9 protein-coding genes are annotated in these 14,883 nt (G+C 40.9%); 8 read left to right on the forward strand and 1 reads right to left on the reverse strand.

Annotation, left to right across the window (positions count from 1 at the left end; genetic code table 11):
• Window positions 1–16: 16 nt before the first annotated feature.
• The 3 genes from B3139_RS18560 to B3139_RS18570 are packed head-to-tail and all read left to right on the forward strand — an operon-like array spanning window position 17 to window position 1,755.
• Window positions 17–535, forward strand: coding sequence for a hypothetical protein (locus tag B3139_RS18560; protein WP_209574858.1), 519 nt, complete (start codon window positions 17–19; stop codon window positions 533–535).
• Window positions 522–1,022, forward strand: a complete 501-nt coding sequence (locus B3139_RS18565; protein ID WP_209574856.1) for a hypothetical protein — start codon at window positions 522–524, stop codon at window positions 1,020–1,022. Before B3139_RS18560 ends, B3139_RS18565 begins: the two co-directional genes overlap by 14 nt.
• Window positions 1,006–1,755 (forward strand): YoaK family protein, encoded by a 750-nt coding sequence (locus tag B3139_RS18570; RefSeq protein WP_293885024.1) that lies wholly within the window; start codon window positions 1,006–1,008, stop codon window positions 1,753–1,755. The genes B3139_RS18565 and B3139_RS18570 overlap by 17 nt, the downstream gene beginning before the upstream one ends.
• An 8-nt stretch (window positions 1,756–1,763) precedes the next feature.
• Here the strand turns inward: B3139_RS18570 and B3139_RS18575 are convergent, their stop codons facing one another.
• A complete protein-coding gene (locus tag B3139_RS18575) occupies window positions 1,764–4,244 on the reverse strand; it encodes a kelch repeat-containing protein (protein ID WP_293885025.1) in 2,481 nt (826 codons plus the stop codon).
• Between the two features lie 392 nt (window positions 4,245–4,636).
• Between B3139_RS18575 and B3139_RS18580 the strand changes: the two genes are divergently transcribed.
• The 5 genes from B3139_RS18580 to B3139_RS18600 all read left to right on the forward strand — a co-directional run bounded on the left by B3139_RS18580 (window position 4,637) and on the right by B3139_RS18600 (window position 14,883).
• Window positions 4,637–6,094: a glycoside hydrolase family 76 protein gene (locus B3139_RS18580; protein WP_293885026.1), complete on the forward strand. Its 1,458-nt coding sequence runs from the start codon at window positions 4,637–4,639 to the stop codon at window positions 6,092–6,094.
• A gap of 125 nt (window positions 6,095–6,219) precedes the next feature.
• Complete coding sequence (locus B3139_RS18585; RefSeq protein ID WP_293885027.1) at window positions 6,220–9,402, forward strand: SusC/RagA family TonB-linked outer membrane protein; 3,183 nt, start codon at window positions 6,220–6,222, stop codon at window positions 9,400–9,402.
• Between the two features lie 105 nt (window positions 9,403–9,507).
• Window positions 9,508–11,568 (forward strand): RagB/SusD family nutrient uptake outer membrane protein, encoded by a 2,061-nt coding sequence (locus B3139_RS18590; RefSeq protein ID WP_293885028.1) that lies wholly within the window; start codon window positions 9,508–9,510, stop codon window positions 11,566–11,568.
• 157 nt (window positions 11,569–11,725) lie between these two features.
• Window positions 11,726–12,538 carry a DUF3823 domain-containing protein gene (locus B3139_RS18595; RefSeq protein WP_293885029.1) on the forward strand — a complete coding sequence of 271 codons (813 nt, stop codon included), beginning with the start codon at window positions 11,726–11,728 and terminating at the stop codon, window positions 12,536–12,538.
• Window positions 12,539–12,705: 167 nt separating this feature from the next.
• Complete coding sequence (locus tag B3139_RS18600) at window positions 12,706–14,883, forward strand: hypothetical protein (RefSeq protein ID WP_293885030.1); 2,178 nt, start codon at window positions 12,706–12,708, stop codon at window positions 14,881–14,883.

Here is a 14,883-nt window from a genome sequence, read left to right on the forward strand (position 1 = left end):
ATAAAAATAATTGGATATGGCAAAGGCAACGCGGGTATTGATCCCAAGTGATTTTACAATTGATTCGCTTTTTTTTGTTATTCACAGCATCGAACAATCTACAGCGGAAGAGCTTGACATCATTCTAGTCTATGGCAATAAGAGTAGTGCTTCGATCAGTGAACTATTAGGAATTACATTGGAAGACCAACTCAGCAATCTTCAATCCGAAGATTTCTTGAAAGCCTGCCAAATGATCTGTCATCGGTATGAAAATCGTAAGCTAACAATCTATACCGATATCCTCAGCTCGGACAATCTCAATTATTTACAGCATTATTTGCGTGGAGCTCGGATTGATGAAGTCAAAGTTCCAACAGATTATGAATTTGAAAAAAGAACACGGCATTTTTTTGACGTCGGACAGGCTTTGCTTCATTTGAATAGAAGCAAACAGAAGAATGTCAGGATTGTAGAAAAACCTGGAACAAATAAAACAGGGAGAAATGTGTTAGCGGATTTATTTTTTAACAAAAAATGGGATGTTAATTATTAAGAGAAAAATACTGGCAAAATTCAACTTTGTATTGTTGACTTTTTTGCTTTTGGGAGCAAGTTCAATGGTTGTTTTTTATGAAAACCCTGAGCGGCTTTTAGAGGGGGAATGGGAAGAGCAAGGTTGGTACTTTGAGAAAGTGGAGAAGTCTCCTATGTTTAAAAAGCAGACGGTTATTCATGAAGGAATAAAGGATGCCGCAATAGCTCATCTTCCGCCTTTGCAGGATGGGTTATGGCACTTTGAGAGGATGGGCGATAAAAATTTTATTGCGCATCATGAGGATAAACAATACAACTGGTTTTTGAAGGGGAGGGGGCACATCCTTGAGCTTCGAAAGAATGATGAGCTTATCGAAAGTTTTGTTATTCAGAAACTGAATAAAAACCAATTGGTGCTGCACCTTAATTTGGATATGCAGACAAAAGGGATAGCGCGTATCGTGTTGAAAAAAGGAGGAAAGGAAAAATATGCTGAGAAAATATAGCAATCATAGGACCATCGAAGATAATATTAAGTTGGGAGGGATTACCGCTTTTTCGGCGGGAATGGTTAATGTCGCTTCCGTCATCGTCTTTTTCTCGTTTACATCCAATGTAACCGGCTATTACGCCGTTTTTGCGCAGGAGATAGCGAAAGGAAATTGGTATCAAGGGGCAGTGGTGCTGTTTTGGATATTACTTTTTTTGACGGGAAGCATGCTTTCGAATCTTATTATTATCCATGGTAAAGGACGTTTTAGTTCCTACCTGACTCATTCTATTCCCTTGGCGTTGGAAATACTGAGTATATTGTTTGTAGGGATATATCTGGATGTATTTTATGAGGATTCATTAAAAGAAACAGAGATACTTGTTGGTGCACTATTGTTTTCGATGGGACTACAAAATGGTTTAACGGCGAGCATATCAAATTTTGTCGTAAAAACGACACATCTAACAGGGTTGACGACAGATCTTGCAATATTAATTTCGATGTTCACTAAAGAATCAAACCGAAATAATAAGGCATTGGTGGACAAATTTCATTTGCTTTTGAGCATTGTTGGAGCTTATGTACTTGGAGGGCTTTTAAGCGGTATTTCTTTTACCTACTTATCGAATAAAACTTTTTACATAGTCTGTTTTGTTCTTTTAATTATCGGCTTGTACGATCATTATAAATTGTATATGTTGAAAAAACAATTTGTAAATCGTCATCGTGAGGGAGTGGCGACCTAAACTGGGGGCTATATAATTTTATCCAGTTGGTATGGGAAATCTTCGTTCATCAGCTGTTTATAATTGTGGCAGAATTGTTGAAATTTTATACGGGCATCCTCTTGCTGATGTAAGGCAAACATCGCTTTTACTTGAGAGAATATAGCCTGTTCATTCAAAGGATCCAATAACAGTATGGCATGGGCTAACGCAATGCTTTTTTTATGTTGATGTGCGAGGTCCGCTTGCTGAAGTTTCGACAGCAAAATAGGGAGCAAATTTTGTTCAACTTCAGTTTTTAAGGTATCAAATACAGGGTGATCCAATCCCTGCAAGAACTTTCCCCGCTGAATGATTTGAGTTAATCTGCTTTCATTGATGTACGAAGGATCATCCATTAACTGGGTACATGCTACATAATCACAATAGAATTCTTCTGTTGTTTCAATAATAAATCGGCCCTTCTTATGTACAAGTTCTATTCCTGTAAATTCGCTCAGTACTTTTCTTAAATGGTTGATCGTAACTCCTCGTGAGTTCTTGACCTTATCTTCTGATTTGTCAGGCCACATCATCTGGCTGAAATATGGAGAACTGATACCCCATCGGTGGGATAGGATGAGGCAAAATGCCTGCTTAAGTTTTGTGCTAAATAAATAGGAGACATCCCGTTTGTTTCGGTCAAACGCACGGAACTCACCGAATAGAAAAATTGCATTCGGACGGACAGAATCGTTTTTTTGTGGCAATTGAGCAGTTACTACTATTGGATTAGTGATAACGGCCGTCTCTTCTAGTAGATTAGTTAATTGTCTTTTTCCTCTTTTTTGCCTCCAAATAAAGTAAGTACTCAATCCAAATATTCCCAATACCATCAAGCATAGGAATACCTTGCGCTGTGAACCATATCTGGGAAAGCTGTTTAGCTCTGTCAAGGTTATAGGAGTCATGTTTAATGAATAAACCTTTAATGTCGATTGGATATCATCCTTTGATTCCTGAACCAATACTAGGAGTCGGCCTAACTGCTTATCCATATAAAGTTGGGCATGTGTACTTATTTTATCTGAGTAGATCGGGATGGAGTCGCCTACTATGGCAAAACTTCCATCTTGAATCGAAAAGCGATAAAGTTGAATATGTGATTTTGTTAGATACTCTGGATAGCATAAAGCATAAAAGTGCGCTTCATCAGGGAAGGCCAAACCTCGGGCCGGTACGATATGCTTATCTTTCCACATGATGTCCCATTTTTTAATGATTTTCTTACTGTTCAAATTAATTTGATAAAAATCATACAGATATTTTCGCCCAACAATATGTTCTCCGGATTCATTGCCCATACCTCCAAATATATAGGCGGTATGATCTTCGGTACCTTTTCCAGCAGTAAGAAAATAACGTGGGAAGATCTTATCACCTGACCATCCCTGTACGGTTTGCCATTTGTTGGAGTCGACATCGTAACGTCTAAATTCATCACTGTATGTCATATTGCCATAGCCCCCGAAAATATAGAATCGCCGATTTCTTTCGTCATAAAAAGAGCCATGATGATTTAGCTCCTTCTTGATCAGGTCGGAGCTCTCAACTGTCCATTTGTAACTTTCAAGATCGAGACTCGCGACTGTAGGACCGAAATAAGATTGCGTATAAAAAAGTTCATAAACATAGAGTTTATTTGTCGCGGAGTCGATGAAATTATTTCCTAAAACCAGTTTAACAGGACAGGGGTTTTGAAATGCCAACTTATTTGTCTGATTGGTTTTTATATTGTATATGGTTATGGAATCCTGATTAAAATAGTAAATCTCTTTTGTTCGCTGATTGTAACATGAGCCAGCTTGCGACGGTGAACTGTTTGAAAAAATATTTTTCCATTTGTAAGAATCTAGAATCAGCCATGTTGGATTGGAAACGCTCCCGTAAGCATTGCCGTCTTCATCGTGGACAATACCTCCCGCATTTTCCTTTAGTGGAAAGAAGTACTGATGCGTTGCATTTCCAATACGTACATTTTTGATGGACATCATAGGTACATCAATTAGATAATCACTTTTTCCAAAAATAATCCGGGGAGTGTATACTTGTGGTAGCTTGACCCTTGGTGATTCATACGTCTGATCCTGGATCTTGAGCTTAAATGCTTGCTCTTCAAGATCAAAGGTCAACTGAATGTTTATCCATTCCTCCTTAAACAGGCGCTGTTGATTTATTTTCGCGATGATCAGACTAGTCTTACCTTCTTCATTCAGTCGGAAGATACAATTTTCTCCCTCTTCATCATAAAACAGATTATAAATCGTATTGTTGTCTTTATTCTTGACACGGAAGATATTACCTAATGAGTTGGATGAATAAATGGATAATTCAAATGCTAAGGTAAACTGCTTCTCAAATGAAATATCCTTTTTATTAAATAATTCATAGGAGGTTCGTTTATCTATAGGTTCATGGCCGGCGCTAAACTTGAGCCCCTGAGATAGGGAAAGTATCGGAATTAAAAGCAAAAAAACAATATATAGTGTACAGCGTGGCATAGCACAATCAAAAACTTAAACCAATTCGTCGTCGACAATGAGCTGCTTCATGTTACCTGTTGCCCCTTGTCGGCTTTTAATGAAATCGTAACGGTTAGGATATCCCTTATCAATATCTAACAGCGTTAAAAGTATGCAAAAAAATGCGGCCAATAAAATAAAACCTATGTTACAATCACCAAGTGGCATTTGTATCATTAATGATTATATAAAAACAAATAGCGGCAAGGGTTATCGTTTTATTTTTGCGTTTTAACCCAAATTTAACCCAAAAAATAATCAGTCAATACTACCTTGCGTTCGAATTCCTACAGGTATTTCCGGTAGAAACTCGAACTAATTATAAATCGAAAATCTTACTTATGAAAGTCTTTAAAAAGCTGCAATTTGTTATTGTTGCTTCTGTATCCATGATGATTGTTCCGTATGGATATGCCGAGGCACAAACATCTTTTTCCGTTGCCGATATCAAAAACAGTCACAATATTCAAGAGCAAAACTTACTCCGTGCGATGGAACTTTTTGAACGATCAATGGAAGTTTATTTCTCGGCTGATGGACAAGCTATGTATCGTTTTTATAACCCGGATACAAAGGTGCGTTCCCAAGAAAAAGCAAGTGTATGGATGTATTCCGCCTCGATAGAGGCTGTCAATGCCATCTTAGGTGGTCTCAAGTCGCAGAAAGAAAATGGGAACCATCGTTTATTTGATCAATACTATAAGCGCTATGTTAACCTGTTGGCCCAGCTCCATGGTAATGCAGCCTATTATTTAGGTTCCTTCAACCTTATTTCCTTTACGCAGACACAGGACTGGACAGTTTACGCTGTAGATCGTGTTGGGGAAAAAGGTAAAGCCAATGTAACCGGCGTTCTCAATGTTTATGACGATCAGATGTGGATTATACGGGAGTTGATAGAGGGTTACCGTCTGACTGGTAAAGATACATATCTAAAGGAAGCCGAGTATCTGACTGCTTATGTCCTCGATGGATGGGACTGTACACGTGATAATCGAGGGCATGAAAATGGTGGAATACCTTGGGGACCGGGCTATGTAACGAAACATGCCTGTAGCAATGCACCAATGGTTAGCCCGCTGATTTGGTTACACGAAATCTATAAATCCAAGAAGGACCTCATAACATACCGGTATATTGATATAAAAGACCAACAATCCCGTCGTTCCAAAACGATTCGGAAGAGCGAGTTTTATTTGGATTTTGCTAAAAGGATTTACGCTTGGCAAAAGGATCATCTATTGAACGATAAAGGTGTATATGATGATATGCTGGGCGATTGTTATCCAGATTGCAGTATTGCCTACGAAATAGTGGATGGCATAAAGTACCGAAAAAACACCCAACTGAGGAAAGCCGTTGGCACCTCTTTTTCCTATAACAGCGGCACGATGATTTCTGGAGCTGCTGATCTGTATCGGGCGACCCAATCAAAAATCTATTTGGAAGACGGCGAGCAGTTGGCCGATGCCAGTTTCCAATATTTTGCTAAACTAGGTTCGCAGATTCCTGCGCACTATACTTATGCTTCGGATGGATTTAACAACTGGTTTAATGGTGTATTGCTTCGAGGGTTTCTTCAGATTTCTCCAATTTTCAAAAAAGCTGGAAGTTATAAGGAATCCTTTCAACAGAATTTGGACTATGGATATACACACTTTTTACGTTCAGGCTTATTACCACAAGATCTTCTCGGGGGATGGCATGCAGACAAAGGTAAAAATAACCTAGAGGGAATGTTCATGTTTGCCTATGCGGCACAGTACGCAATGCTGGCTCAGGATCATGACGGGAAATAACCGGATGAGGTAGAAGATCAACGGAAGCAAGATTTACTTTAGAAACAAATACCAATAAAACCGAGCCTACAAGCTCATGAAATACTTCAAATAGCACAATCACTAGTTAAAACCAATTTATTAAGATGAAAAAGGATATAGGGAAATCGAGGCGGCGACTCAGCACACTGCTTGTGCTGATGGCGCTGGGTATTCCGTCCATCGGATGGGCCCAACAACGGAATGTCAGGGGAAAAGTATTGGATAGTAACAATAAGCCGATTGCTGGAGTGACGATATCGGTTCAGAACGCAGATAGCCGTATAGAGACAACGACCAACGCGGACGGAAGCTATTCCATTAGTGTTCCTGAAGGTAAAAAACTATTATTTAAGTCTCTTGGCTTCAGCGCTAAGGAAGAGGTTACTGATGGGAAATCCACGATTAATGTTGTATTGCAAAGCGATGATATGCAGTTGGAAACAGTTGTTGTAGTCGGTTATGGTACGCAGCGTAAACAATCACTAACCGGTGCCATTGCATCTGTCAAGGGGACAGAAATGAGGCAGACGAAAAACGAAAATCCGCAGAATATGCTAACTGGTCGGGTGGCTGGTGTACGCGTTTGGCAGAAGAGTGCAGAGCCAGGAGCTTATAGTGCAAATTTTGATATACGTGGCATGGGAGCTCCCTTAGTCATAATTGACGGGGTACCCCGTACAAGTGAAGACTTTCAACGTCTCAACCCGAGTGATATTGAAGATGTTTCGGTACTAAAGGATGCATCGGCTGCCATTTATGGAGTGAGGTCGGCAAATGGTGTTGTACTGGTAACGACAAAAAAGGGAAAGGAAGGGAAGACGAACGTCAATTATAATGGATCTTATACTTTTCAAAGGCCTTCGGGACTGCCTGTATTGGCTGATGCGATCAGTGCCATGACGGTCTACAATGAGAAATCCATGAATAATATCAATGGTGGCAGTCCCATATATACCGAAAAAGATTTTGAAGATTTTAGAAATGGGACACGACGTTCGTCCGATTGGACTGGTCTGATCTTTTCAAAATATGCGCCGCAGACTCAACACGATATTAGTTTTTCGGGTGGAAGTAATAAAGTTCAATATTATATTGGGGGCGGTTATTCATACCAGCAAGGCTTTTTTAAATCAGGTGATCTTAATTATAATAAATACAACTTGCGGTCCAACATTTCGGCAGAATTGGCCAAGGGATTGAGACTTGACTTAAATATCAGCGGCATGGCCGATCAACAAAATAATCCTTACAACAGTGCTGTTGATATCATTCGGAATTATTGGCGTCAGGGTGTATTGTTTCCTGCATACGCAGATCCTGACAATACTTTGTTAAATTATGAGGGACTAGATTTAGAACAAAATACCGTCGCGATGATGGATGCCGCTATTTCCGGCTATCGCAAATTCAAAAAGAAGACTTTTCAATCTTCCGCTGCGTTAAATTATGATTTGAGTAATTTATCCCCTTTGCTTCAAGGATTTTCAGCAAAAGCGTTAATTAGTTACGATTACCGTGCGGATAACAATTCCCTGTTCAGAAAGGAATATTATCAGTATGCATTGAATAAAACAACAGGTAAATATGATCAGAAACTCTATAACTTGAGCAGTCCAAATCAAATGAAGCGGGAGTTTTACGATAAGCAACAGGTATTGGGACAATTTATTTTGAATTATGATCGAACTTTTGCGGAGCAACATAAGCTAGCTGTGCTTGCGGGCTGGGAATCACAAAAAAACGATGGTGATAACTTCTATGGATTGAAAAATCTTGCTTTTGGTTCAGATCAATTGCTCGCTGGTGTAGAAGACGGACAAATGATTTCCATGTATGGCGGAATCGGTGACTACTATAATGAAGCGAAGTCTGCGCTATTTGGACGTGTTAACTATGATTTTGCTGGACGTTATATTGCCGAATTCCAGTTTCGCTATGATGGATCTTCCCGTTTTGCAAAAGGGCATCAATGGGGTTTTTTCCCTTCCGCTTCTATAGGATGGCGTATCTCTGAAGAACCATTTTTCAAATCGATTGACGCACTCTCTTTTGTCAATCAACTCAAATTACGCGGTAGCTACGGTGTGCTGGGTGACGACTTGTCAGATTCATGGGATTTTGGTTGGGTGCCTGGGTATGTTTATCCTGCTACAAGCGGAAATGCTGAAAATGGATATAACAATCAATACGCGCCAGGCTATATGTTCGGTGATAAATACATTACGGGCGTAAGCCGAAAGGCTATCGCCAATGAATTAATTACTTGGTATAAAGCGAAAACCTTCAATGTCGGTTTAGATTTTGAAGGCTGGAACGGTTTATTTGGTTTTACCTTAGATTATTTTGAACGAACGCGATCAGGGCTATTTCAAAGGCGTACAAGTGAATTTCCTACGGTAATCGGGGCCATAGCCCCGATGGAAAATGCCAATAGTGATCGTCATATGGGAATGGAATTGGAATTGAAACATCGTAATAAAATCAACGATTTCTCCTATAATATTCGCGCGATTGCCACGGTGACCAGAAATAAATATCTCACAGCAGTTCAAAATGGTCCGTACAAAAACTCGTACGACCGTTGGCGTAATGACAACTTCAATGACCGGTATCAAGGAATACAATTTGGCTATGAATCGGCAGGACGGTTTGAAAATTGGGCCGATATCTGGAGCTATCCAATTTACAAGGAACGTGATGTATTGCCTGGAGATTATAAATACCTGGATTGGAACGGGGATGGCGAAATTAACGATCAGGATGAACACCCATTTGCCTTTGACCAAACGCCTTGGGTCAATTATAGTTTGAATATCGAAACTGCGTATAAAAATTTCGATATTAACCTTTTATTTCAAGGCTCAGCTTTGGGGTCAATGGAATATAAAGAACCTCTTTATGCAATATGGGGCACAAACGGAGGCGGAACGCTTGAGCAATATCTTGACCGCTGGCACCCTGTTAATCCATTGGCCGATCCTTATGATCCCGCAACAGAATGGGTGCAGGGCTATTATGGTTTCACAGGACGATACCCAAAATCCAATTCTGAATTTAATCGGGTGAGTACAGCTTATTTACGTCTTAAAAGCATTGAATTGGGCTACACCTTTTCGAATTTAAAACCATCCTCCTCATCGATGCGATTACGTGTTTATGCAAATGCTTACAATTTATTTACGATCACAGGCGTGCGATATGTGGATCCCGAACACCCAGACGATAATTTAGGTCGGATGTATCCATTGAATAAAACCTATTCATTAGGCTTATCGCTTACTTTTTAGCAAGCAAAAAATACATTACGATGGAGCCATCATGATTTATTTAATCTTATTGGGGAATGGATAAATCGGATAGCTTCATCACAATTGAAAAGCAAATTTATACAGATGAAAAAATTACTCGTTATATTATCATTAGCTGGCTCCATCGGATTTATAGGTTGTGCCGATCTGGATATCACGCCAAAAAATATTGTCACAGATCAAGATCTATTGAATACCCCAGCCGGTATGGATATCTATATGGCTCGGATGTACAGCCTAATGCCTTTTGAAGATTTTAAGTATATGGCACAATGGGGGATAGAATTTAATGGTTGGCTGGCTGCCATTGGAATTGAAGGAACGGGCGAAGCTGTGACCAGGGATGGAATTAGTACTTCGTTTACTGGCGAGCGGACAGCGTATTGGGAAAGAGCGTTCGAATTACTTCGGGATGCCAATCATCTCATTGAAACTCTACCGAATTACAAGGATAAATTTTCTGAAGAACTTTATAATCATTACTTAGGTGAGGGATACTATGTTCGGGCAACCGTATTCTACGCCATGGCACGACGCTTCGGGGGAATTCCTTTGGTGACGAAAGAACTGCAATATCCGAATACATTGGATAATCTGGAAATACCTCGTTCCAGTGAGGAAGATACCTGGAATCAAATCCTCAAAGACTACGATGAGGCCATTAAATTACTCATGGCGAAGAGTCCCAAAACAGGTTATTCCAACAAGTTCGTAGCCCTGTCTTTTAAGTCCGAAGCCATGCTCTATGCTGGAAGTGTGGCCAAATATAATGAAACTGTTTCTGGTCGCTTGACTGGTCTCGGAAGAAAAACTGGTGTACGGGTGATCGGTTTCGATGCCACCACAGCAAGAGCTGCATCACAAAAGTACTTTGGAGAAGCTTACGCCGCAGCTCGACAGGTAATAGCAGCTGGGGGGTATTCGCTGTATAAAAAGAAATGGGCAGCGAACGATAAAGAAGCTCAGTATCAAAATATGGTGGACATGTTTAGTGACCTCAGTAGTCCGGAAAATATATACGTTAAACAATATGTTTATCCGACATTGACACATAGTTTTGATGCATTTAGTTCGCCCTTCACTTTTCGATCGCCACTGTCTGCGGGTACTTGTCCAACGGTAGATTTTATGGAACTGTTTGATGGATTTGACAAATACGCCGACGGCACAGTTAAAGTGACTACCGGACAAAGCAGCAAGGACGGGGAGTATAGACTGTACGACAAACCGATGGACTTCTTTAAAAATGCTGAACCTCGCTTGCGTGCTTATGTTATCTTTCCCGATGATATTTTTAAGGATCGAAAAATGGAAATACGGGCGGGCATTTACACCGGTTCAGCACCCATAAAGCCGCTGTTCACGGATTATTCTTATGCAAGCGCGGATACACGTTACCAACAGCTGGGTGCTTACACAGGTTCACCAAAGACGCTTTACCTGAGTCCAAGAGATGGTGGTGGTCAGCAAACTGTTGATTATAATGGACAAAAAATGAATGCTGCCGGAAACGAAGGACCATTCTTTGATAATGGTGAAGCGACATTAACTGGTTTTTATGTGCGTAAATGGCTGAATACAAATCCAGCAAAAGAAGTAGGGGAAGGGAAATCTGATCAGCCCTTTATTTTAATGCGTTACGCTGAGGTCTTATTAAATGCAGCTGAAGCAGCTGTCGAACTCAAAATGCTGGGTGCGAATCCTACTGATGGAAGCGACCCTTTACAGATGGCAACCAGTGCTGTCAATGAGATTCGCTCGCGCGCGGGAGCAGATTTGCTAACAGGTGCGATCTCTGGAGATAATGCCGGAAGAGATATTGTCCGGAGAGAGCGTCGCAAGGAACTTGCGTTTGAACATAAAGCAAAATGGGATTTGCGTCGATGGCGAGTGCTGCATTTTGAAGGCCGGGATGGTTTTTGGGGAACACAGAAGGATAAAAATTTATATAGCAACAATGAAAATTTTAGGTTCAGGGGGTTATATCCATTTTTTTCCACCTCAACGGGTAAATACTTCTTTGATGCACGATTTCAATGGGTAAGTACCAAAACATTCCGGTATACACCTATAGACTATTATTTTGAAATCCCCGGAGGAGAGGTAGCTAAAAGTCCCGTGATTGACCAGCAACCTAACCGATAAATAAGTATGCTGTGCTGAGAGCGTAGAGGCGCTAAGCACAGGTCACTTGGAAGGTCTGAAATTCTAATAACAAAGTGAATGACTGGTGGAGCAGCGTTCCGGAAAATAGCAAGCAAATCAATTCGGAATATTCAAACCATCACTAAACGTAAAAGAGATGAAAAATAGTGTTTTCGGCGCGATAGGCATCCTATGTATGCTAAGTTCGTGCAGCCTTTTTGAGGCAGATAATTATGAAGCGCCTTCGGTGGCATTAAAAGGTGTTGTGGTCGACGCATCGACCGGCGAACCCATATTGACCGATCAGGGAAGTGAGGGGATTCGCGTTCGGTTAAAAGAACTCAGTTGGGGCGATAATGTGGAACACAACCCTGATTTCTATTGTATGCCTGACGGAACGTTTCAGAACACGAAATTGTTTAAAGGTAATTACAATATCACTGTTGATGGACCTTTTATTCCATTGGTGCGTACCGATGGCGATGGGAAGGTGCTATCAGATGACAGCAAAAACATGGAGCTGAATGGCTCTCATGAAATCAAGATGGAGGTGCATCCTTTTCTCAAAGTCGAATGGGTCGGAAATCCGGTTGTGGAAAACGGAAAGGTAAAAGCCAAGGTAAAAGTTACCCGCGCCATAACCGAACAGTTTTTTCGGGATAAAATTGAACCTTTGGGAAATTATAATGGGGATTTTTTAAATGTGACAGATATACAATTCTTTGTCAGCTATTCCTCCACGGTAGGGTATAGAGCGCGGGACGAACGTTGGTCTAGCAAAATCGAGTATGGGGGCAACAGTTTTAACGCAAAATTAGGGCAGGTTATTGATCTCGAATCTGTGGGAGAAATCCCAAAAGGGCGGACTGTTTTCATTCGGGCAGCCTCGCGAATTAATTACGACACTCCCCGTGGAACGGGAACGCGCAGATGGAATTACAACGAAGCCAAAAGGGTCGATATTCCCTAAGGGAATCTGTAGCCATGTTGAGCCAGTCTGTTAAAAATACCATGATAAAATTTGAATTTTCAATAGGACTGGCTCACTCCTCATTTGCTCGATCTAATGGGGTAAACCTGTTGAATAGTAGGGGGAATATAGGCGTAAACCGTACGTAAAGAAGTAGACAATAAATTATGATAAAAACGAATATACTCTCGTTAATAATGTTGGCGGCGTTGACGACGGTCGCCCAAGAGAGAGATCCGGTAAAGACGACATTTCAAACCTCCAGCGAGTGGCGCCCTACAATCGATAATCGGGCGGACGCGGTGATGGTCTATGGAACAGGAGGGAATCCATCCGACAAATCCCGAAAGCCCCCTTTTGAAGAACGTGTCAAGTCCTGGCGCGATAAGGGGTATATTGTTCATTTTATGACTGGGATTGCCTGGGGCGAGTACCAAGATTACTTTACAGGGAAATGGGATGGGAAGATGCACTTGGATGAGGGACAGGTCGATGTCAAAGGCGATACCATCTGGCATGGTCATATGGTACCCTATATCGTTCCTACTGAAAATTATTTAAAATATATCAAGCAGATGCATGTCAAAAGGGTCATTGATGCTGGCATCGACGCCATATTTATGGAGGAACCGGAATTCTGGGCACGTGCCGGATACAGTGAATCGTTTAAAAAAGAATGGAAAAAATACTATGGTTTTGAATGGCGACCACAGCATGAGTCGCCAGAGAACACCTACTTATCCAATAAGTTAAAGTATGCTTTATATCTCCATGCGCTGAATGAAGTCTTTACTTATGCTAAATCTTACGGTAAAACCAAGGGGATGGAAGTAAAATGTTATGTGCCGACGCACTCTTTGATCAACTATTCGCAGTGGATGATCGTCAGTCCCGAAGCGAGTTTGGCTTCTCTTCCCTGTGTGGATGGTTATATCGCGCAGGTATGGACAGGAACTTCACGTGAACCGAATTATTTTAATGGATTAGCGAAAGAACGCGTTTTCGAAACGGCATTTTTGGAATATGGTGCAATGGAATCTATGACGGCTCCTACCGGACGGAAGATGTTTTTTTTGACAGATCCGATCGAAGATTGGCCCCGGGACTGGGCCGATTATAAGAAAAACTATCAGGCGACATTCACAGCACAGCTTTTATATCCAAATATCGCCAATTATGAGGTGATGCCCTGGCCCGAACGTATTTATGAGGGACTGTATAAAACAAGCGCTAATAGTGATCAAAAAGAAAAAATACCAAGACATTATTCGACCCAGATGCAGGTTATGATTAATAGCCTGAACAGTATGCCCAAATCAACCGGCAAAGTCTCTGGATCGACAGGGATCAGTGTGCTCTTGGCAAATTCATTGATGTTCCAGCGTTTTCCGACACATGCAGGATATGATGATCCACAATTAGCCAACTTTTATGGACTCGCCCTTCCTTTCCTAAAACGCGGGGTACCTATAAAAACAGTTCATTTGGAGAATTTAGCGGTCAAGAATGCTCTCGCGGACACGAAAGTCCTGCTCATGTCTTATTCCAATATGAAACCGTTAGCCCCTAAAGCACATCAGTACCTTGCAGATTGGGTAAAAAATGGTGGCGTCTTAATGTATTGTGGAACGGATCTTGATCCTTTTCAATCGGTACAGGAATGGTGGAATAGGAATGGTAGAAAGTATCAAAGGCCATCCGATCATCTATTTGAGCAGATGGGACTGAAGGACGAAATGGCAAAAGAGGGAAAATACAGGTATGGGAAAGGCACTTTGTACGTATTACGATCCGATCCTAAGGAATTTGTGATTAAACCTGATAACAGTCAGAAACTGCTGGATGTGACCAAGAATCTTTATGAAAGTAATGGTAAAGGGGAAAAGCTGCAATTTAAAAATTATTTTACACTGACGCGAGGCAATTACGATATGGTAGCTGTATTGGATGAGAGTGTGAGCAATCTTCCTTATCAGGTTAAGGGAAATCTAATCGATCTTTACGATCCGACTTTGCCCATTATCACGTCTAAAAGTATACAGCCGAATGAGCAGTGTTTGTTTGTGAATATCGATCACATAAAGAACAAACAACAACCACAGGTGTTGGCCTCCGCAAGTCGTATCTACAACGAAATAACGGCTAATCATCGGTATTCATTTACTGCAAAAAGCCCGATTAATACGACCAACATTTCGCGTATATTATTGCCTAATAAGCCAAAGCGTATTTTGGTAGGTAAACACAATGTCTTTTCAGAAGCAAATTGGGATACGAGAACAAAAACCTATTTACTGGGATTTGAAAATAGTCCTGATGGTGTTCAGGTAGATATTGAATGGTAA

Origin of the sequence: Sphingobacterium sp. UBA1498 (assembly GCF_002325125.1) — a bacterium.
GTDB lineage: Bacteria > Bacteroidota > Bacteroidia > Sphingobacteriales > Sphingobacteriaceae > Sphingobacterium.